Source organism: Paenibacillus sp. NPDC093718 (assembly GCF_050279985.1).
Classification (GTDB): domain Bacteria; phylum Bacillota; class Bacilli; order Paenibacillales; family Paenibacillaceae; genus Paenibacillus_AQ.
Genome location: NZ_JBNNUS010000001.1, coordinates 991,080 through 1,011,123, shown reverse-complemented (window position 1 = coordinate 1,011,123; position 20,044 = coordinate 991,080). Strand labels below are relative to the sequence as shown.

Here is a 20,044-nt window from a genome sequence, read left to right as displayed (position 1 = left end):
GAATTTGTATAAATCGTATGGCCGTTCGGGAAGGAGGACTGATTTATTTCTAGAACCTATTAATATGGGAGTATCACAGCAAACGTATGGAAGGAGGAACGTAACGGGCTAATCAATCCAATAACGGGACAGGAAGTGATATGGGACATTGGACTCTCATCGAATACTTGGAGATTTTTTCAGGAAGACGTGGCCGTTTTATGTATTGTCGGTTTGCTGCCATTTGGTTGCTAACATCATCCACGTGAACTTCCCAAGGGTGCTGGGCCATTTTACGGATGAACTGAAGGATGGTTTATTGTCTGTCGACGGTATCGTACAGTACAGCTGGACGCTGCTGGGTATCGGTGTCGGTTTCGCCGTCATCGGCGGGATCGGTCAGTTTCTGGTGATGTACACGGGGCGGTATTTCGAATTTATGAACCGCCGCCGATTGTTTGTCCATTTTACGGGGCTCAGTGAGCGATTTTATTCCAAGAATGGCGTTGGCAAGCTGCTAAGTTATTTCATGAATGATGTGACGACGGTAAGGGAAGCGATCTCAATGGGGATCAATCAGACGGCAAACTCCTCCATTCTGCTGGTCTCCACAATCGTCATGCTGCTGATCACGAACGTACCGCTGTATCTGGTGGCTGCGAGCATCGCGCCTTTGCTGCTCATTCCGGTTATTGTCGTTTGGCTCGGACCGATTATCAGAAGAAGGTCACTACAGGTACAGGAAGCGCTGGGTGTGATGACGGAATCGGCGGAGGAGCAGTTTGGCGGGATCCGTGTCACCAAGAAGTTCGCGGTGGAAGACACGATGAAGCGGCGTTTTGGGACGACGGTGGACCGCATCCGGGACAAGCAGCTGCGGCTGGTACGCGTATCATCGCTCTTTCAATCGATCATTCCGTTTCTGGGCGCCACCTCACTCATTATCGCCCTCTTATTCGGCGGTTACCTGACCATTCTGGGACGGATTACGGTCGGAAACTTTGTCGCATTGACGCTTTACATTCGTATGCTAATGAATCCGCTGCAGCAGATCGGCAATGTCATCAATGTCGTTCAGCGTGCGAGGGCTTCGCTTGACCGATTAAACGACCTGCTTGGCAAGCAGGCCGACATTAAGGAACTGCCTGGCGCCAAGGAGCTGAATCAGGAGATCCCAGGCATTGAAGTGCGTGATTTATCCTTCTCTTACGAGGATGCGGTTGGTCAAGAGGAGGGGGCCAGACAGGTTCTGCGCGGCATTCAATTGGATGTTCCGCCCGGATCGACGCTAGGCATCATTGGCCGAACGGGAAGCGGCAAGACCACGCTTATGAAGCTGCTGCTGCGTACCTATGACCCGCCTCCAGGGAAAGTGCTGATCGGGGGAGAGGATATTCGGAAGCTTACATTAAAAAGCCTGCGCGAAGGGATCGCCTATGTTCCCCAGGACGGCTTCCTGTTCAGCTCGACCATCCGCGAAAATATTGCCTTCTATAAACGGGACACGGAGCCAGCAATCGTTGAAGAAGCGGCACGAAAAGCACGGGTCTACGACAACATCGTGGAGTTTCCGGACAAGTTCGAAACCCGCCTTGGGGAGCGCGGCATTACGCTGTCCGGAGGACAGCGGCAGCGGACCAGCCTTGCACGAGGAATAATCAAGGATGCACCTATCCTCATTCTGGATGACAGCGTAAGCGCTGTCGACGCGGTGACGGAGACGGAAATCATGGAGACGATTCGGGATATCCGCGCTGGGAAGACTACGATCATTATTGCCCACCGGATCAGTGCATTGAAACATGCCGATGAGATCATCGTCCTGGATCAGGGAGAGATGGTTCAGCGGGGTACGCATGAAGAACTGCTGTCAAAGGACGGACTGTACCGGACGCTGCATGACATTCAGGAAGAGGGGATGAAGTTTCATGGCACAGGCCATTAACAATTGGCAGCTGGACCAAAAGGCGGATCTGAATGCCCCTCAGTCCAAGCCCAAGTATATTTCCACATTCCGTGCTTTATCGGGTTACATGAAGGAATACCGGCTGATCTTTGCCGGGTTTATCGGCTGCACCTTGATTGCCATCTCGGCAGAGCTGCTGCAGCCGTACCTGATGAAAATCGCAATCGATGATAATCTGATGGTTGGCAAGAACGATTTTCGGGGCCTGATGCTCATATGCGCTATCTATTTTTTGTTATCGCTGCTCAGCATGGTGTTCACCTATTTGCAAAATAATTTGCTGCAAAAGGCGGGGCAGAGCATTGTTGCGAGTATTCGCAAACGGCTGTTTGCTCATATATCCAAGCTGTCGATGTCCTATTTCGATAAAGTGCCGAGCGGCAGCTTGATTACGCATGTATCCAGTGATACCGAAGCGATCAATCAATTTTTTAACCAGGTGCTGCTGAGCCTGTTCCGCGACGGCTTCACCTTGATCTTCATTCTCGTTTTGATGTTCCAGCTCGATGTCACGCTGACCTTATACTGCTTGATCCTGCTGCCGATCATTGCGGGGATCGCCATTGCGTTCCGGCGTTACATGCGCCACACCTATCAGATGGCCAGAACGCGGTTATCCCGGCTGGTGGCTTTTGTGGCCGAGAATCTATCAGGGATGAACCTGATTCAAGTTTTCCATCAGCAGAAGGAGCAGGAGAAGCAGTTCGAGGAACGGAACGGCTCTTACTTCAAGGCCAATATTCGGGAGATCCGGACGAATGTGCTGTTTAACCGCTCCTACGAAATATTGAACAACTTGGCCATTGCGTTCGTGACGTGGCTCGGCGGACAAGCCGTCCTGGGGACAACGCTGGAGTTCGGCGTGCTGTATGCCTTCATAACGTATATTCGTTTATTTTTCCAGCCGATCAACACGATCACCCAGCAGTGGAATACGCTGCAATCGGCGACGGTGGCGATCAATCGGATATGGGGTCTCCTGGCGATTCAGCCTGAGGTTACCGATCAACGTAAGCCGGCAGCCATTGAGAAAGCAAGAGTCGAGGGACGCGTTGACTTTGACCGGATCACGTTCGGTTACGAAGGCGGGGCCCCGGTTATTCAGGACCTGGATCTCCATATCAGCCCCGGAGAGATGATCGGGATTGTCGGTACCACCGGCGCGGGAAAAAGCTCGCTTATCAGTCTCCTGTGCCGTTTCTATGATGTAAATGAAGGAAGCATTCGAATTGATGGAATCGACATCAGGGAGCTGGCACAGTCTGATCTGCACCGGCTGGTAGGCCTTGTTCAGCAGGAGCCGTATCTCTACTCCGGGACGGTGCTGGACAATGTACGGCTGTTCGACGAGACCATCTCGAGGGAACGGGTGATCGAGGCTTGCCGCTTTATCGGTGCGGATTCGATCATCATGAGGATGAGGGGAGGCTATGATACCCGGTTGTCGGAGCGGGGCAGCGGGTTGTCCGCTGGTGAACGGCAGCTGATCTCCTTCGCCCGAATTATTGTGTTCCAGCCCAAGATTCTCATTCTAGACGAAGCGACCGCTAATCTGGATTCGCATACGGAGCAGCTGATCCAGAACGCCCTTCAACTTGTGGCCGAGGGGCGGACGACCCTTGTCATTGCCCATCGCCTATCTACGATCATGGGGGCGGACCGGATTTTGGTCATGAGCAAAGGCCGGATCGTGGAGCAAGGCACGCATCAGGAACTGCTGAACTCCCATGGGTATTATGAAGAGCTGTATCTTCACTCCCAAGGACAGAAGCAGGAGCACGAGGCTGCCGGTTCATTGTATCGTACAAAATAGCCGCATTAATTTCTTGCCGGAGGACGGAGCTTTCATTAGCTCTGTCCTCTTTTTGTATGAGCGGCCGATTATAGAAGCAGTAAGTAGTTATAGGGTATTTGTCAACAAGTCAATGAAGTTCAGAGCCGTTCTGGAGACGTGATGATCTCTCAGCCAGATCAAGGCTGTGGAAGCCGCTGCCGGGGTGTCCTTGATTTTGAAGGCATAAACAGATGTTGGCAAGTGCTGCTTGACCAGCGTTTCGGGAACAATCGCCACGCCAAAACCTGAAGCGACCAAGCGCAGCAGCAGTGAAATGTCGGAGCATTCGGCTGCAATGTTCGGCTGGAGTTTCTGTTCCGAGAAAGCCATCTGGATCGTATAATACACGCCGAGTCCTTCCGTGCTTGGCAGTATGAGCGGATACTGCGCAATATGAGAGAGGGTTATCTCCTGTTCGGTGTATGGCTCATAGGTGAGCATATAAAAGGGCTCCGTCTGCAGATGAAGGATCGAGAAATCGTCCAATTCTAGCGGCAGGCGAACAATCGCTAATTCGAGCGACCGGTTTCTTACAAGCTCACAGAGCTGATACGACTCGTTCTGTTGAATTTTATACGAAACATGGGGATATCTTGCCTTGAACTCATGCAGCCATGACGGCAGTTCTACCGAAGATAATGTATTGATGCCAAGACTCAGCGTGCCCTTATCGCCGTTTCCGACCTCTTTTACCTCGGCTTTGGCCTCTTCCATGAGCTGGGTCATCTGGAGCGCATATTTATACAGCGCTTTACCCGATTCGGTGATTTCGAGCCGCTTTCCTCTGCGATATGCCAAGACGGACCCGAGCTCTTCCTCCATCGCTTTCAGCTGCTGACTTAGAGGCGGCTGGGATATATGAAGCCGGTTGGCGGCAAGCGAGATCGAGCCTTCCTCCACGATGGCAATAAAATACCGGAGCTGTCTGATGTCCATAGGTTGAAACCATCCTCCTTGTATATGAAAAACCTTAGTAAATTCAATTTTTTAAGTATTTTTCATATGGTTCTGTCTCATGTTAGCATACCAATATATACGATAGAAAGAGGAGGGAGCATCGAGTGCTGCGTTTATCAGCGATTCTATTGATCCTTTTCCTGTCGGCCTGTCAACCCAATCCGGAGAAAGAAGAGGTGCAGAATATGAATCGTGAACTCATTGAATATGCCGAGCAAGGCAACACGGAGCAAGTACGACAGCTTCTTCAATCCGGCGCAGACATCAATGCGACGGATGAGCAAGGAAGAACAGCTGTGATGGCTGCAACCTATCACAATCATGTCGGAACGGTAGAGGCTTTGATCCAGGCAGGCGCTGATATCAATATTCGGGATCATCAACTGAACAATGTATTTTTGTATGCCGGTGCAGAGGGAATGGCGGAAATTTTGCGCTTGGCGATCGATGCCGGTGCGGATGTGACGTTGACCAACCGTTATGGCGGGACAGCTCTCATTCCGGCCTCCGACCGCGGACATGTGGAGATTGTTCAGGAGCTGCTGACCCGAACCGACGTCGATGTGAACCATATGAATAATCTGAACTGGACCGCGCTGCTGGAGGCTGTCATTCTCGGTGACGGCAGCGAGAATTATCAGCGCATCGTGAAGCTGCTGCTGGATCATGGAGCGGACCCTCGGATTCCCGACGGGGATGGCGTTACTCCCCTGCAGCATGCCAGGGAGCGGGGATACCAAGAGATCGAACGCATCCTATTGGATGCTGCGCTGTAAACGAAGAGCAAGACAAATAGAAGGCAGTATAAGCGAGAAGGGGATGAACGCTATGAACGAACAGAGCACTGCATATTGGCTGCTGAATGTCCGTCTGGAAACAGGTTATCGCTGCGATGATGACGTCGTGATCGGAACCGAAACGGGACTTTTTCATGTGAAAATCGAGAATGGGGCTTTCTCAGAGATTCGCCCAGCGGATGCTTTGCCTGATACGTTATTGCCCACTCGGGACATGTTGGGGGATCTGATGCTCCCATCATTTAGGGATATGCATATCCACCTGGACAAAACCTATTATGGAGGCCCTTGGAAGGCACCGAGCCGTCCGGCTCACGGAATCTTCAGCCGAATCGAGGAGGAAGAGAGGCTGCTTCCGGAGCTGCTGCCTACTGCCAAGGAAAGAGCAGAGGGACTGCTGGATCTGCTGCTGCGCTACGGGTCTACCCATATCCGCTCCCATTGCAATGTGGATCCTGTTGTCGGCTTGAGAAATTTGGAGGCCACCTTGCAGGCGGTTGAAGGATACAGGGAAAAAGCTTTTGTTGAGATTGTAGCATTTCCTCAGCACGGCTTGCTTCGCAGCCAGTCCGTCTCCCTGGTCAGGGATGCGCTCCGGAACGGAGCAGCGCTTGTTGGCGGTCTGGATCCCACAACGGTGGATGAGAACATGGAGAAATCACTGAACACCGTGATGGAGCTGGCGGTTGAAGCCAACGCCGGCATTGACCTGCACCTGCATGAGTCGTCGCATGTAGGGCTGAATACCTTTAAGCGCGTAGCTGACCTTACGGAAGAAGCGGGTTGGAACGGGAGAGTCACGCTCAGCCATGCGCTGGCTTTCGCGGACGTCTCACCAAGCGAAGTGGATGAGGTGGCGATTCGGTTGGCGGATCTGGGCATATCGGTCACCTCTTCCGTACCGCTTGGCCGAACCATTCCGATTCCACAGCTGCATCGCTGCGGTGTAGACATCTCGCTAGGGCAAGACAGCATTATGGACCATTGGTCCCCGTTCGGCAAAGGGGATAATCTGGACAAGGCGGGCACGCTGGCCGAACGCTTCCATATGTACGATGAGCGTTCGCTCGGACAGGCTCTCGGGTTTATTACAGGAGGCGTGACGCCGTTAGACCAGGACGGCCGCTATGCCTGGCCTAACGTCGGGGATGCGGCGGATGCGGTGATCGTAGAAGCCAGCTGCTCCGCCGAAGCCGTTGCCAGGCGGTCACGCCGCCGGGCCGTGCTGTTCAAGGGAAAACCGGTTTACGAATTATGATATAGAAACAGCCGCTGCATGCCGGACTTTTCCGGTGTGCAGCGGCTGTTGTTGGTTAATGGGCTACGGAGTTGTTATTCCCTGAAGTAGGGAGACTTCGCTATGATTTCTTTCCAAGGAACATAAGTAGCCTCCACCACGGATTTACCGCTCTGCCTCATATATTCGGTTACGATCCGATAGCCGATGGCGTAACCCGCATAAGGCGGAATGCCTATCTTCGTGAACCCGTAAAAGTCCCCTTCCAGATCCCCGAACATGTAACCTCGTATCTCATTGAACCCGGTTATATGGAGTGCTTTCCGGTAGCGCGGCAGGAGCTCGCTGTGCTGGTCCTCGTCCAGAGAATGAACCCAGGGTCCCAAGTGATCCTCTCCGTACATCTCGGCGGCAAAAGCTTCGGCGAGTCCTTCCAGCACAAGGTATTGAGCGACCGTTGTCTCTGCGCTCCATGGCTCGTAAGAGAGCCGGACGTTATGATGGAATTCATGTGCCGTAATGGCTGCGAGCCTCGGCAGATTATAATCGTTCGGCCACACAACGACCATGATTTGTCCCGGCGTTCCCCCTGAGCCTGTATATCCGGGTTGGGGGCCGAACCGCTCATGATCACCCAGCGCGAGGGTGAAGAGCAATTCTCCCAGCTCAATGCCATGAGCTTGCGGTTTCAATGCGGTATAAGCCTTCATCACGGCTTCCTTGCACCGGCTCCAGGAGCCGGCCAGTTCAAGTCGGGACAAAGCCTGGAGCGCCTCTTCAGGATGAGCGGCACAGCGATATAATCCCAGTAGCTGCGTCATATCGTAATCGCCCTGTCCTTGAGGCATACGTTTGCGTATCGTGTCCATAAACGGCTGAAGCGGCTGATTCACAAGCTGCTCATATGCGGAGCTCCGCAGCTCAGGCGCAGATTCCAAAGCTTGTTGTTGATGGGTTAGTGTATCGATAGCGATCAATTGCATGTCGATTTCCTCCTCTTACCGGAGCATGGCTGCTCCGTATAATCATGAGGATAATCCTTTACGCTGCGTGAAGGTCAAGCCCTTTATTGACGAACGCTTTTGACAATGAAACCGTCTCCTGCCCGGTTTGGATTAGAAGGAATGGAAGTAACGCTTAGATTCTGAAGCATAATGCCTCCATCATCCGCCGTGAGTTTGGGGCTTTTCCCATTGACGCGGCAGCAGGAGAAGGCAACGGGGGATAATCGTGCCATTGTCGCAAGAGCCCCATTAACCTGCGGAGCTTCGACAATCCATTCCGCCGAGGTCTGTGGACCGTTGTACCGCTGCAATGTTCGAAAGGTCCAGCTCTGGGATACGTTTCGAAGGCAGATCAACCAGTTCGAGCCGCTGCGCTTGATGATGCTGGCATGCATGCGGTCGCCCGGCTGAATGGGCAGCGGAATGATCGTAACCGAGGCAGGAAGTATCTCCCACCAGGCATAATAGTAAGCCTTACCGTCTATGAATTCATGACCCGTTCCGGTCTGTATCAGATTGCTATTGCCGAAGCCGTCAATTCCAATCCATGCCGACGAATAGGTCGCTGCACGGCTTGGACGAACAAACGGCACATTCCATTTGGCGGAGATCTGTTTGTAAGCACCTTTTTTTCCTTTGAGGCTGTATCCGCTCCAATTGCTTGATATCCATCCGATGTTACGACGCGGCTTGGCTGAAGTGTCAAGTTGGCATGTGTGATTCCACTGATCTATCGTGAGAATCCCCATATCTCCACCGCCTTTACTAGATTGATAGTATATCTAATGAAGAATCGGTAGAGTTGGTATGGGTTTTCTGTTAGAAAGTTTGGTTGAGATCCTTGGTGTGCCTATGAAGAGTTCTAGAGCAGCCTGTTTAAGACGCCCTATTACTGTCCTAGTTAAGCTGCCTTAGCGCAAAAACAAACAGGATCATCGTCCCTAAAGAGGTGATGGTTCGTACATGATTCCAGGGAATCCAGCGTCTCAGGTAGTTGTTCCATACCTCGCCTCCGGCACTGCTACCCGGGTCAACGACTGCCAGTGCGTCATTGAGCGGAACGTTGAACGCCATCGTTACGATGAATCCCGCTAAATAGAGCAGGCTGGCGGTAAGCAAGTACAACGAGCCGGGTTCCCCCCAGCGCATGACGGATACGACCGCAAGCACGATACTGGTTAACGCAGTGCCTGTAAATAATGTGCCGAACAAAGGATTGAGAATGGTTGCATTGATGGACTGCATGGCATGGATCCCCTGTTCATTGGGAATTCGGGCTAGCGCTGTCATTATAAAAGACGAGAAAGCGAAGAACAGCCCGGCTATGAGTCCCGATCCGGTTACCGAGAATAAAGCCAACAAAAAAATCAAGCGGTCACTCATGGATGGTAAACCTCCAATGTCATAGGTTATTACTGGTATGGTTCCAGTATATATTCAATTGATTGTTTGTACATACAAATATAATTGGATTTCCAGCAAAAGTAAAGCCCTAAATATGCAGAAAATGATAATCAATCAATAGACTCTGAACGATATATTAATATTTTCTATTTCTGGTAATTAGTTCATCGATCCGCCCGTTATGAAAATAAACAATACGATAAGAAATGCAGAAGGAGTGGCTGCTATAGGTCGCTTTCGTATGTAGGGGCCTATTTGGCACGAAAAAAAGTTCAGAATATCCGCACTATTTTCAAAATAGAGTTATATATACGCTCTCGTAAGCGTATACAGAATTTGGATAATATATCAAATGTGCTGCAGCCAAAAGGAGGGAGTAGTATGAAGTCAGGCAAGAGAGGTTTTTGGCTAGTAACGACGGCTTTATTAAGCGTTTCTTTGTTATTCGGTTGTACCGGAGGCAAGGGAGCGCCGGCCGAAACCGGCGATCCGGAGCCGGGAAAGGATGGAGAGACGGCCAAGAAAATCATTACTGTTACGTTTCGGGATGACGGGATCGGCGAGAACGGAGCGTTCTATAAATGGCTCAAGGAAGTTTCGGCCAGCTACCCTGACAAAAGCGTAGAGATTAAGCCGACACCGATTCAGGCCTCGGAAGGCGATTATTTTGCCAAGGTGGCCTTGGCGCTCAAGTCGAAAGATACGGCACCGGATATCGTGACAGAGGATACCTTTATCCTGAATTCCGATGCAAGCGCAGGTTATCTCGAACCGCTTGACGATAAGTTGGCGGGATGGGAAGACTGGGGCAACGGTTCCTTCATCGAAGCGATGAAGAAAGGGGTTACGGCCAGCGATGGTAAGGTGTACGGCGTACCGTACAATACGGATTCCAGGGGCCTCTGGTACAACAAGGACATTTTCAAACAGGCAGGTCTTCCGGAGGATTGGCAGCCTAAGAACTGGGAGGAGGTCTTAAGCGCTGCGCGTACGATCAAGGAGAAGGCGCCTGACGTTGTGCCGATCTGGATGAACATGGGCAAGGCTACAGGCGAAGCCACCTCCATGCAAACCTATGAAATGCTGCTCTACGGAACTGGCGAAAGGCTGTATGACGATGCCAGCGGCAAATGGATTACGAAAAGCCAGGGCATTCTGGATGCGCTGACTTTTGTGGAGACAGTCAATAAAGAGAAGCTTGGACCCCCGCTCTCCAAAGTGTTGAACGGTCAGGCAGGCAACACGGCTTCCCGCGAATACCTGCCGCAAGGCAAGCTGGCGATTTCACTGGATGGATCGTGGATCACGGGTAACTATATGGAATCAGGCGCGGCGCCATGGCCTGAATACAAAGATGTGCTCGGCTTCGCGCCGATGCCGACCAGCCAAGGGCAGGACCCTGGATCGATTACGCTAGCCGGAGGGTGGGCGCTGTCGATTCCAAGCAACTCCAAGAACAAAGACGAGGCTTGGGAATTTATCAAGTATGCGCTAAACAAGGAAAATACGCAGAAGCTTGTCATGTCCTCAGGGAATATCACGGTCCGTGCCGATGTTGCCAAGGATCCGGAATATACGAAAATGCCGTTTAACGAAATCGCGACCGAATACTTGCAGAACGCAGAGTTTAGACCGGCCCAGGAAAAGTATCCGGAAGTGTCGACGCAGATTCAGACCATGGTGGAATCCGTAGCAACGGGAACATCGCCTGCAGATGCCATGAATAAATATGCGCAGGACGTCACCCGCATTGTCGGAGAGGATCATATCCTGGAGAAATAATCGGCTATACGTAAAGAACCGGCTTGCTCAAGCGCTCCATGTATCGCGGAGGCTTGGGCAAGCGGTGTTTCAGATCATCTGCACGAAAAGGAGAACGATACATGAGCAGTCTGTCCGTAGACGTTTACCCGAAACGAAGAAAAACGTATACCTGGCTCTTTTTTTTGCTTCCTTCAATCGCGATTATGCTCGTGTTTTTTATCTATCCCATTCTGTTAACGTTCTTCTATTCCTTCACCAATCTGGCGTTAACCGGCGAAGCGGCGAGGGAGCTTAAGTTTATCGGCCTTGACAACTATGCCCGGATGTTCCAGGATCCCACGGTGCGAATCAGTATTTGGAACACGCTGGTTTTCCTCATCGGCTCGGCTGTGATCGGGCAGCAGGTGCTGGGATTTCTGATCGCGCTGCTGATGAAGCAGCGGAACAAAACGTTTCGGCGGGTGATTGGAACGATTGTGCTTGCAGGCTGGGTGACGCCCGAGATCGTGTGCGCCCTTTGCTTGTACAGCTTTTTTGGGGATGAGGGCACCTTGAATGCGATTATTACTTTTTTTGGATTTTCGGAAGTGACCTGGCTGTTTACCGTCCCGATGCTGACGATCATTCTTGCGAATATTTGGCACGGTACGGCCTTCTCGATGCTGGTGTTTCAAGCTGCGCTGGATGATGTGCCTAACGAAATCGAAGAAGCGGCAGTGGTGGATGGGGCCTCCAAGTGGAAAATCTTCACGCGCATCATTATCCCTTACATTAAAAGCACCATCACAACCAACATGATGCTGGTTACGCTGCAGACGCTTGGGGTGTTCGGACTCATCTATGCGATGACCGGGGGCGGTCCGGGCAACTCTACGACGACCCTGCCGATCTTCATGTACAATCAGGCATTTGTGAACTATCAATTAGGCTATGGAACCGCCATTTCGCTGCTGCTGTTGCTGATCGGGATTGTGTTAAGCCTGCTGTATATCAGGTCGATGAAAGAGTAACCAGAGGTGAGATCATATGAATGCCAAACAACGTAAATTAATCTATCGAATTCTGCCGTACGCGATCCTAACGGGGATCGGTATTTGCTTTGTGCTGCCGCTGCTCTGGGTGCTCGTGGCTTCCGTCGATCCGAATGCGATGCAATCGCTGAAGATGCCCAGCAAGGTTACCGGTGCAAACTATGTAGAGGTGATGACCAGCAGCGAGAACCAGCGCGCATATCTGATTGGTCTGGTGATGTCGCTTGGCCAAGCCGTATTGGTTGTTCTTCTGGCGCTGCTCGCAGCTTATCCGCTATCCCGTTATCAGATGAAATATAAGAAGCCCTTTATGCTAACCATTCTGTTTATGACATCGCTCCCGATTACGGCTGTAATGGTGCCTGTGTACCAGCTGTTCCTGGGGCTCAAGCTGTATGACAATATTTTTGGCGTCATCTTGTTCTATGTAGCTTCGTCCATGCCGTACGGGATATGGATGATGAAGAATTTCATGGATTCCGTGCCGAGCGATCTGGAGGAAGCCGCCTGGGTGGACGGCGCTTCGGTGTTTACGGGAATGCGCAAGGTGGTGGCACCGCTGATGGTTCCGGGAATTTGTACGGTCGCGATTTTTACCTTCTCGGGCAGCTGGGGCAATTTCTTTGTTCCGTATATCCTGCTGCAGTCGCCGGAGAAGTTCCCGGCTTCCTTAAAACTCTATCAGTTCTTCGGACAGTATGGCATGGTCGATTACGGCAGCCTGGCCGCCTTCTCGGTGCTGTACGCCATTCCGGCAATCATCATGTATATTCTCTCCCAGCAGTTCATGTCCAAGGGCTTCGGGCTGCAGGGCGGAACGAAGGGATAGGGAAATTCACAGAATTTTTGCAACCCACGCAACCGGCAATAGCGAAACCCATGGAGCTCTTTGGCATCCGCGAAGCTTCGCTCAATCGTTTCTTTTCGTTTTCGGTATAAATACTTGCCGGATCGGCTGAGCCGGTTGTTTCGCACCCATTCCTTGCTGTCCTCCCAAACATGGCGCGTGACGATCTTGCGGTGATTCCGTGAACGGGTACATTGCTCCAGCATCGGGCAAGTCTTGCAGTGCCTCGGATCCGAGGCATATTGCCGGTATCCTTCTCGATTCGTGGTGCGGTATAACAATTCATGCTGGAGCGGACAAATATACCGGTTGCGCTCGGCATCATAGGTAAACTTCCACTTCGGAAACAAGCCTTGGGTCGGATGAAATCTCCGGTGAGCAATCACGCCAAAGATCCCCCGTTCCTGCAATCCTTTGCAGATGGGGGTTGTTAAATAACCTGAATCCAGGGCAACGGCTTCAACTTCAAAACCAAATCGCTCTCGTTGGCGATCCAAACGCGACAAATACGGTACAGAATCATGAACGTTTCCCGGCGTGACGTGGACATCGGTAATCAGATTGTATTTTAGATCAACGGTCCGGTGATAAAAGAATCCTTCCGGTTTGCCGTCGCGAATCATATAACCGCTATCCGGGTCGGTTTTGCTCACCTTGATTTCTTTCTTCTCGACCACATCCTCTCTGGGTTTTAAAGCTTTTTTCCATGCGTCTTCCGGTCGGCTTCTACCGCGCCATTGAGCTCGTCCATGTAATCTCGTGTGTTTTGTAAAATCTGCTGCTTGGTGTACTGGTGCTTGTTCGCATTGGCCTTCACATGCGTGGAATCCGAAATCAGGACTCGTCCGCCGACCATGCGATGCTGGATTGCCTGCAGCACAATCTCATCGAAGATATCTTGAAAGATATGGGTATCTTTGAAACGAGTCCGTCGATTCCAGCTAATGGTGGTATGGTCTGGAACTTTGTCGGTCAATCCCAGACCAAGAAACCAACGGTATGCCAGATTCGTCTGAATCTCGCGTTCCAGTTGACGCTCCGAACGGATGCCGTAAAAATAACCGAGGAAAATCATCTTAAATAACACGACAGGATCGATGGCTGGTCGCCCATTATCAGCACAGTAAAGCGGACGGACCTTTTCGTCGATGAAAGAGAAATCGATATACTTGTCCACTTTACGGAGCAGATGATCTTGAGGAACCAATTCTTCAATCGAAACAAACTCGTAAGCCTGCTGTTTTTCTCGGTTAGAACGCAACATATTTAACACCCTTCCGAACGGTTTATTTACTAATATTATACAATATTAACGCGGTGTCGTGTTGAATTAAATGTACAAAAAATAGCTGTCGAGACTTTCTCGACAGCCTGACGGCAGCTATGCCGTTTTTTTGTGTTTGGCGAAATCGTTCCCGTTAGCTGTCTGGTTCAATCAAGCATGGCCCTGCCTGGGGCCGAGGTCCAATAACTCGCGCAGACGCTTGATATCCCGGATCGGAGGCGAACCGAACATGCGGGCATATTCCCTGTTGAACTGAGTCGGACTTTCATAGCCGACCTGGAAGGCGGCATCCGCAGCTTCGGATGTTTCCGAGAGCAGAAGTCGGCGCGCCTCTTGCAATCGGATTTGTTTTTGATATTGAAGCGGGCTCATGGCGGTGATTTCCTTAAAGTGATGATGAAGCGAAGAAGGACTCATGTTAACGGCAGCGGACAGATCTGCGATGTGAAGCGGCTGATTATAATCCCGCCCGATCAACTGGGCCGCTGCCGCGATTCGCTGCGCATGACTGCCGCTGACGGCAAATTGTTTGAGGGATTGGCCTTGTTCCTCTTGAAGGATTCGATAAACAATTTCCTTCGTGATCAGAGGAGCAAGGACGGGAATATCCTCCGGCGTATCCAGAAGGCGCACGAGGCGGACGACGGCATCCAGGAGAGTCTGATTCATCGAGCTGACAAAGAGAGCTTTTTTGGAGTCGGTTTTCTTAGGAAGAGTCTCTTGGCAGGATGGAATGAGGTCGAAGATCAGATGTCGATCCAAATCCAGTCTAAGGCACAGGTAGGGCTGCTCCGGTGTTGCCTGAATCACTTGGCCGGATATGGGCAATTGCAGCGAGACAACAAGATAACTGTACGAGTCATAAAAATAGCTTTCTTGTGCCAGCATGATTAATTTTCTGCCTTGAGCTACGATGCACAGTGCGGGCTCGTGAATCGAGTGGGTCAATTCCGTCCCGTCGGTTGCCCGTATTAAAGATAGATTGGGTATAGGCGTAGTATGGGTACCGTCAGTACCCGTGTATTTTTCGATGTATCCTGCAAGTTCGTTCTGCAGACTGCTTCCTTCATGATCTAACATCCCGATTCGATAAGCCTCCTCCGATGGTATTTGATTTAATCTTAATAAGGTTTGCAGGAATAGGCAAGAATTGTGGTGGATTGAGCTACCGGATAAATACTCCATGAAGGCATAATTAGAGTATCCTCGATGGTTGAAGGCAGGACGGTTATTCATGAGATTCAAGAGGATCAGATAAGAGGAATGAGGGGGGTGTGTGCAATGGATCCAGCTCTTAACGCGAATGGGGTGCAGCATCCCTATGTAGGCATGTGGGTGACCAAGGACGGATATATTCGCCACGAGCTGCTGTCAAACGGTCGTTATGATGAAGCACGGGGCCGGCGGAAAAGCGCTTATCAAGGCCGCTATTTCATTCAAGGCGATCACATCGAATATGTGGATGATACCGGTTTCACGGCAGACGGCGATTTTCGGGACGGCGTTCTCTATCATGCAGGGATGGTATTGGTTCGGGAAAACTAACCATGTGTGTTTATTGCGGAAGACGGATTGGCTTGGAAGTACAAAACAGGATCAGGAGGAGAATTGTATGTCTAACGTAAAAGGAAAAGTCGTGGCCATTACAGGCGCGAGCAGCGGGATCGGCGAAGCGGCAGCCCGGTTGCTGGCTCATCATGGTGCCCATGTGGTTCTTGGGGCAAGAAGAACGGACAGGCTGGAGAAGCTTGCTACCGCTTTGAATGGGGAAGGCGGCTCAGCTGTTTACCAATCGCTGAATGTGGCTCATCTCGATCAAATGGAATCCTTCATCGACTTGGCGGTGAGCCGATTCGGGCGGGTGGATGTCATGCTCAACAATGCTGGCGTCATGCCTTTGTCACCCTTGGAGGCCTTTAAGGTGGACGAGTGGAACCGGATGATCGATGTGAACATCCGCGGCGTCCTCCATGGCATTGCGGCAGGACTGCCGGTGATGCAGAAGCAGGGTTTTGGTCAATTTATCAATATCGCTTCGATCGGGGCATACGAAGTATCGCCAACCGCAGCCGTTTATTGTGCCACCAAGCATGCGGTTCGGGCAATCTCGGAGGGCCTACGCCAGGAGGTCGGAAGCGGTATACGGGTCACGCAAATATCGCCGGGGGTAACGGAGTCGGAGCTGGCCGACAGTATCTCCGATGATACGGCCAGACAGGTCATGAAGGAATATCGAAGAATATCCATTCCGGCGACTTCGATTGCGCAAGCGATATTATATGCTATCGAGCAGCCGCCGGAGGTCGATGTGAATGAAATCATCATCAGGCCGACTGCAAGTTCCGCATAACTCAAGGATACATTCATGACAATAACAACCCTCTATGGGAGCGTTGGTCCATGTTACCGAAAAAGCTAAGGTCTGAGCACAAGCCTTGGGCTTCTGCATGGAGGATAACAACTGCATTGGAGAGTTAACGAATCAGCTGTTGAGTATACCTCAACAGCTTTTTTTGTTGGAAGGATTTGCTATACTTAGTCGTGTAGTTACATGAGGCGTGTATAACGTAGATGCAATGATATCTTTAGCATGATGAATGGAGGAGAACAAGTTGGGAGTTAAACGCATTGTCGCGAATGTCGCAACGAAGGATGTCGCCGCAGCCAAGACGTTTTATCAAGATGTGCTGGGTCTGGATATGTTAATGGATCATGGCTGGATTGCCACTTATGGCTCGCAGGAGAGGATGAGCATACAGATCAGCTTTGCTTCCGAAGGAGGCGGAGGTACGCCCGTCCCGGATCTGTCGATCGAAGTGGATGATTTAGAGGCTGTGCTGGAGGAGATGAGGCGGGCAGGCTTTTCCATTGAATATGGACCCGTTGATGAGCCTTGGGGAGTAAGACGTTTTTTTGTCCGCGATCCGTTCGGGAAGCTGGTCAATATTTTGATGCATCTGTCACATGATTGAGTGTACGTTGGTCAAGTCGGTATCCTTGCACTGATGCTTATGTGCTGCCCAGTACATAAGGATAAACATATATGATATACTGTTTATAATATAAACAATAATCAATGGCATCAGAAGCTAGAATGCAGAAAGGATATACTGTTTATGTCAAACGATAAGAGTATGGATCAGGATATTGGATCCAAGCTGCCCAGAGGGGCGGCTCTTAGCTGGGGATTGGTAAAGCCGCCGCAGCGTGGACCGAAACGGGAGATGAGCCTGTCTCAGATTGTGGACACAGCTATCGATATCGCCGATAAAGAAGGGCTTTCCGCAGTCTCCATGAATCGAATCGCGTCCACCTTGGGTTTTACCGCCATGTCGCTGTACCGGTACATTTCCAGTAAGGACGACCTTTTGCTGCTGATGCAGAACGCCGCGTGCGATATTCCCATTCCGCCGGAAGATTCTGCTGACTGGCGCGAGAATATGCGAATCTACGTCAAATCGACGATGCAGGTATTCCGGGACCACCCCTGGTTCGGTGACATACCGATTGCGGGTATCCCCATTACGCCGAACAACCTGCGATTTATCGACTGGGGCCTCCGGTTCATGAAGGACATGCCGTTGAATGATTATGAGCGGATGTCTTTGATTCTCCTGTTAAGCAATTATTCAAGATCAAGCGGCATGATGCAGCGGGACATGGAACGCGCCTTGCAGGCAGGATCCACCCCGGAACAATTTAACGGACTCGATTATACGGCCGCCCTGAAACAGCTTGTGAAGCCGGATCGGTTTCCGTACCTGCATCCGGTTGTGATGTCGGGGGTCTACACGGAAGAGAATCAGGAAGAGAACCCAATCGGCAACGATATTGATTTCGGGTTGGAACGCATTCTGGACGGCATTGATCATTATCTTCAGGCCAAGACACAGCCCGGACAGTCGGACAAGTAATGATAAAGTAAAAAAACCGATCCTCGCAAGAGGATCGGTTTTTTGCTGGTTGATTAAGCCTAAAGCGGGGGATCATGGTCTGGCTTGGTTGATATCGTTCCCGGACATGACAGCCGCTGGAAGGGGGATGAAGTTCCTTGTGGCTCTTAAAACGCAATGCTATATCGTGTGCACTGCTCCCTGTATGCGGTGTGTGGTCCGGGGCATGCTTCAATGGTTATCGTGCCTAAGCATTGTTAACGTCTTCCAGCTTTTCTCTTAAAGGTCCACATGCCCCACACCATAGAGCCGACAAGGATGAACAGACACCATCCTATTGCCCAGCCGATGTGATCCTGGATAGATCCACCCGTCAGCAACCCGCGAATGGACTCGATGACCGGCGTGATCGGTTGGTTGCTTGCGACCCCCTGCAGCCATGTCGGCATCGTCTCGGTAGGAACGAAGGCACTGGAGAGGTAGGGGAGGAAGAGGAGGGCGAATCCATAGCTGCCGGCCGCTGCCGGACTGCCTGCAACGAGGCCGATGGCGGCATAAAGCCAAGTGAAGGCAAAGATGAAGAGCGCGATCAAACCGATGGCGAGAATCCAATCCAGAAGTCCGGCCGAAGGCCTGAATCCGACGAGCAGAGCCACAGCGATAACGACGAATGTCGCCAGCATGTTTCGGGCAAGGCTGGCAACGACATGTCCTGTAATGACACTGATGCTTTGAATGGGCATGGTACGGAAGCGGTCAATGATGCCATTGGTCATATCCTGGGAGACATCGAGGGCCGTGCTGGACGATCCGAAGCCGGCGCATAGCAGTATGATTCCCGGCACCACGTAGTCTACATACTGTCCGCTGGGATCGAGTGCGCCGCCAAATACATAGGTGAACAGCAGCATCAACATAATCGGCAGCATCATGGCCGTAATCATGGCCTCCGCGTTTCGGATGCTGTGACGTAAGCTGCGACCGATAAAGACGGTTTGGGTGACCGCAAAGGACGTTGTTTTTGAGTTCGAAGCCGTTGCTCTCATTATACGATCTCCTCCAATTTCTTGTCGGTTAGCGACAGGAATACATCATCCATATTTGGTCTGTGAAGACTTACACGCGTCTCGTTCGGAAGCAGGCGAGTGAACTCTTGAAGCGTCTGCGCGACATCCCTAATGCTGCCGTTAGTCGGAATCCTGTAAATCACCTCGTCGTGTACGTTGCGGAGCTCCAGCATCTGACCTCCGACCCGGGTTTTCAGCTCAGCCGGGCTCCCCTCAGCAACGATTCGTCCGCTATCCAGGACCGCAATCCGGTCCGCAAGCTGATCGGCTTCTTCCAAATACTGCGTGGTCAGCAGTATGGTGATGCCCTGACTCTTCAATTGCAGGATGATATCCCACAGGGTACGGCGGCTGCGAGTATCCAGTCCCGTGGTCGGTTCATCCAGAAACAGAACGGGACGCGGCACGGTAAGGCTGATCGCAAGATCAAGCCGTCTTTTCATTCCGCCCGAATACGTCTTCACGCGCTTGGCTGCAACAGCTGCGAGATCGAATTGTTCGAGCAGTTCGGCAGTTCGCAGGCGTGCTTCCGCTGCGGATAAACCCGACAGCCTGCATATCATCCGCAGGTTCTCTTCCGCGGTCAATACTTCGTCGACGGCAGCAAACTGGCCGGTCAGACTGATGGACTTCTGGACATCCAGCTTGCTCTGGCCGAGATCATATCCGTTGATCCGCACACTGCCTGCATCGGGCGTTACCAAGGTCGATAGGATGTTGATTAAGGTTGTTTTGCCGGCGCCGTTGGGACCGAGAAGGGCAAATACGCTTCCTGCCGGCACGTTCAGGTTGATCCCGTCCAGGACGGTTTGATGTCCAAAGCTTTTACGCAGTTGACGAATCTCAACAGCATAGTTACTCATGTTAGGTTCATCTCCTTGAATATAATTGTATATATAATAAACAGTTTAATTGATAATTAGTATATTGTATAAACAGTTAATATGCAATATGTTTTTTTTAAGTTTGGCTGCTGCGT

18 protein-coding genes and 1 pseudogene are annotated in these 20,044 nt (G+C 51.3%); 11 read left to right on the top strand and 8 right to left on the bottom strand.

What is annotated here, in order from left to right; translation table 11 throughout:
• The first annotated feature begins 148 nt into the window (after positions 1-148).
• Positions 149-1,924, top strand: a complete 1,776-nt coding sequence (locus ACQKPA_RS05000; protein WP_427489891.1) for an ABC transporter ATP-binding protein — start codon at positions 149-151, stop codon at positions 1,922-1,924.
• The gene (locus ACQKPA_RS04995) at positions 1,908-3,758 is read left to right on the top strand and encodes an ABC transporter ATP-binding protein (protein ID WP_427489889.1); all 1,851 of its coding nucleotides are present in this window, start codon (positions 1,908-1,910) and stop codon (positions 3,756-3,758) included. The genes ACQKPA_RS05000 and ACQKPA_RS04995 overlap by 17 nt, the downstream gene beginning before the upstream one ends.
• 87 nt (positions 3,759-3,845) lie before the next feature.
• Here the strand turns inward: ACQKPA_RS04995 and ACQKPA_RS04990 are convergent, their stop codons facing one another.
• On the bottom strand, positions 3,846-4,715 hold the full coding sequence (locus ACQKPA_RS04990) for a LysR family transcriptional regulator (RefSeq protein WP_427489887.1): 870 nt from the start codon (positions 4,713-4,715) through the stop codon (positions 3,846-3,848).
• Positions 4,716-4,921: 206 nt separating this feature from the next.
• Here ACQKPA_RS04990 and ACQKPA_RS04985 point away from each other — a divergent pair, with 206 nt between their 5' ends.
• Both ACQKPA_RS04985 and ACQKPA_RS04980 read left to right on the top strand, forming a co-directional pair.
• Positions 4,922-5,512, top strand: coding sequence for an ankyrin repeat domain-containing protein (locus ACQKPA_RS04985; protein ID WP_427490274.1), 591 nt, complete (start codon positions 4,922-4,924; stop codon positions 5,510-5,512).
• Positions 5,513-5,564: 52 nt separating this feature from the next.
• Positions 5,565-6,791 carry an amidohydrolase gene (locus ACQKPA_RS04980; protein WP_427489885.1) on the top strand — a complete coding sequence of 409 codons (1,227 nt, stop codon included), beginning with the start codon at positions 5,565-5,567 and terminating at the stop codon, positions 6,789-6,791.
• 74 nt (positions 6,792-6,865) lie between these two features.
• On the opposite strand, the gene ACQKPA_RS04975 is transcribed toward ACQKPA_RS04980, so the two are convergent.
• From ACQKPA_RS04975 to ACQKPA_RS04965, 3 genes are all read right to left on the bottom strand, one after another.
• Positions 6,866-7,753 (bottom strand): DUF2268 domain-containing protein, encoded by an 888-nt coding sequence (locus tag ACQKPA_RS04975; RefSeq protein WP_427489883.1) that lies wholly within the window; start codon positions 7,751-7,753, stop codon positions 6,866-6,868.
• 83 nt (positions 7,754-7,836) lie between these two features.
• On the bottom strand, positions 7,837-8,523 hold the full coding sequence (locus tag ACQKPA_RS04970; RefSeq protein ID WP_427489881.1) for a G1 family glutamic endopeptidase: 687 nt from the start codon (positions 8,521-8,523) through the stop codon (positions 7,837-7,839).
• Positions 8,524-8,671: 148 nt separating this feature from the next.
• Complete coding sequence (locus ACQKPA_RS04965) at positions 8,672-9,157, bottom strand: DUF1772 domain-containing protein (protein WP_427489879.1); 486 nt, start codon at positions 9,155-9,157, stop codon at positions 8,672-8,674.
• Positions 9,158-9,559: 402 nt separating this feature from the next.
• Here ACQKPA_RS04965 and ACQKPA_RS04960 point away from each other — a divergent pair, with 402 nt between their 5' ends.
• From ACQKPA_RS04960 to ACQKPA_RS04950, 3 genes are all read left to right on the top strand, one after another.
• Complete coding sequence (locus ACQKPA_RS04960; protein WP_427489877.1) at positions 9,560-10,960, top strand: ABC transporter substrate-binding protein; 1,401 nt, start codon at positions 9,560-9,562, stop codon at positions 10,958-10,960.
• Between the two features lie 101 nt (positions 10,961-11,061).
• Complete coding sequence (locus tag ACQKPA_RS04955; RefSeq protein WP_076324156.1) at positions 11,062-11,952, top strand: carbohydrate ABC transporter permease; 891 nt, start codon at positions 11,062-11,064, stop codon at positions 11,950-11,952.
• Between the two features lie 16 nt (positions 11,953-11,968).
• Complete coding sequence (locus ACQKPA_RS04950) at positions 11,969-12,802, top strand: carbohydrate ABC transporter permease (RefSeq protein WP_071223247.1); 834 nt, start codon at positions 11,969-11,971, stop codon at positions 12,800-12,802.
• A gap of 17 nt (positions 12,803-12,819) precedes the next feature.
• On the opposite strand, the pseudogene ACQKPA_RS04945 reads toward ACQKPA_RS04950, so the two are convergent.
• Both ACQKPA_RS04945 and ACQKPA_RS04940 read right to left on the bottom strand, forming a co-directional pair.
• Positions 12,820-14,084 (bottom strand): annotated as a pseudogene (locus tag ACQKPA_RS04945) (IS1182 family transposase); the annotation flags it as partial.
• A 171-nt stretch (positions 14,085-14,255) separates the two neighbouring features.
• On the bottom strand, positions 14,256-15,185 hold the full coding sequence (locus ACQKPA_RS04940) for an AraC family transcriptional regulator N-terminal domain-containing protein (RefSeq protein WP_427489875.1): 930 nt from the start codon (positions 15,183-15,185) through the stop codon (positions 14,256-14,258).
• A 201-nt stretch (positions 15,186-15,386) separates the two neighbouring features.
• On the opposite strand from ACQKPA_RS04940, the gene ACQKPA_RS04935 reads away from it, so the two are divergent.
• The 4 genes from ACQKPA_RS04935 to ACQKPA_RS04920 all read left to right on the top strand — a co-directional run bounded on the left by ACQKPA_RS04935 (position 15,387) and on the right by ACQKPA_RS04920 (position 18,019).
• Complete coding sequence (locus ACQKPA_RS04935) at positions 15,387-15,650, top strand: Atu4866 domain-containing protein (RefSeq protein ID WP_427489873.1); 264 nt, start codon at positions 15,387-15,389, stop codon at positions 15,648-15,650.
• Positions 15,651-15,717: 67 nt separating this feature from the next.
• Positions 15,718-16,455 (top strand): SDR family oxidoreductase, encoded by a 738-nt coding sequence (locus tag ACQKPA_RS04930; RefSeq protein ID WP_427489871.1) that lies wholly within the window; start codon positions 15,718-15,720, stop codon positions 16,453-16,455.
• Between the two features lie 262 nt (positions 16,456-16,717).
• Positions 16,718-17,077, top strand: coding sequence for a VOC family protein (locus tag ACQKPA_RS04925; protein WP_427489869.1), 360 nt, complete (start codon positions 16,718-16,720; stop codon positions 17,075-17,077).
• A gap of 144 nt (positions 17,078-17,221) precedes the next feature.
• Entirely contained in the window at positions 17,222-18,019 is a 798-nt protein-coding gene (locus ACQKPA_RS04920) for a TetR/AcrR family transcriptional regulator (protein WP_427489867.1), read from the top strand.
• A 236-nt stretch (positions 18,020-18,255) separates the two neighbouring features.
• Here the strand turns inward: ACQKPA_RS04920 and ACQKPA_RS04915 are convergent, their stop codons facing one another.
• Positions 18,256-19,044 (bottom strand): ABC transporter permease, encoded by a 789-nt coding sequence (locus ACQKPA_RS04915; protein WP_427489865.1) that lies wholly within the window; start codon positions 19,042-19,044, stop codon positions 18,256-18,258.
• Positions 19,044-19,928, bottom strand: coding sequence for an ATP-binding cassette domain-containing protein (locus ACQKPA_RS04910; RefSeq protein ID WP_427489863.1), 885 nt, complete (start codon positions 19,926-19,928; stop codon positions 19,044-19,046). The genes ACQKPA_RS04915 and ACQKPA_RS04910 overlap by 1 nt, the downstream gene beginning before the upstream one ends.
• Between the last annotated feature and the right edge of the window lie 116 nt (positions 19,929-20,044).

Bases quoted from the DNA above. Each gene is read 5' to 3' on its own strand.
- ACQKPA_RS04995 (WP_427489889.1), top strand. From the start codon at position 1,908: ATGGCACAGGCCATTAACAATTGGCAGCTGGACCAAAAGGCGGATCTG.
- ACQKPA_RS04990 (WP_427489887.1), bottom strand. From the start codon at position 4,715: ATGGACATCAGACAGCTCCGGTATTTTATTGCCATCGTGGAGGAAGGC.
- ACQKPA_RS04985 (WP_427490274.1), top strand. From the start codon at position 4,922: ATGAATCGTGAACTCATTGAATATGCCGAGCAAGGCAACACGGAGCAA.
- ACQKPA_RS04980 (WP_427489885.1), top strand. From the start codon at position 5,565: ATGAACGAACAGAGCACTGCATATTGGCTGCTGAATGTCCGTCTGGAA.
- ACQKPA_RS04975 (WP_427489883.1), bottom strand. From the start codon at position 7,753: ATGCAATTGATCGCTATCGATACACTAACCCATCAACAACAAGCTTTG.
- ACQKPA_RS04970 (WP_427489881.1), bottom strand. From the start codon at position 8,523: ATGGGGATTCTCACGATAGATCAGTGGAATCACACATGCCAACTTGAC.
- ACQKPA_RS04965 (WP_427489879.1), bottom strand. From the start codon at position 9,157: ATGAGTGACCGCTTGATTTTTTTGTTGGCTTTATTCTCGGTAACCGGA.
- ACQKPA_RS04960 (WP_427489877.1), top strand. From the start codon at position 9,560: ATGAAGTCAGGCAAGAGAGGTTTTTGGCTAGTAACGACGGCTTTATTA.
- ACQKPA_RS04955 (WP_076324156.1), top strand. From the start codon at position 11,062: ATGAGCAGTCTGTCCGTAGACGTTTACCCGAAACGAAGAAAAACGTAT.
- ACQKPA_RS04950 (WP_071223247.1), top strand. From the start codon at position 11,969: ATGAATGCCAAACAACGTAAATTAATCTATCGAATTCTGCCGTACGCG.
- ACQKPA_RS04940 (WP_427489875.1), bottom strand. From the start codon at position 15,185: ATGTTAGATCATGAAGGAAGCAGTCTGCAGAACGAACTTGCAGGATAC.
- ACQKPA_RS04935 (WP_427489873.1), top strand. From the start codon at position 15,387: ATGGATCCAGCTCTTAACGCGAATGGGGTGCAGCATCCCTATGTAGGC.
- ACQKPA_RS04930 (WP_427489871.1), top strand. From the start codon at position 15,718: ATGTCTAACGTAAAAGGAAAAGTCGTGGCCATTACAGGCGCGAGCAGC.
- ACQKPA_RS04920 (WP_427489867.1), top strand. From the start codon at position 17,222: ATGTCAAACGATAAGAGTATGGATCAGGATATTGGATCCAAGCTGCCC.
- ACQKPA_RS04915 (WP_427489865.1), bottom strand. From the start codon at position 19,044: ATGAGAGCAACGGCTTCGAACTCAAAAACAACGTCCTTTGCGGTCACC.
- ACQKPA_RS04910 (WP_427489863.1), bottom strand. From the start codon at position 19,928: ATGAGTAACTATGCTGTTGAGATTCGTCAACTGCGTAAAAGCTTTGGA.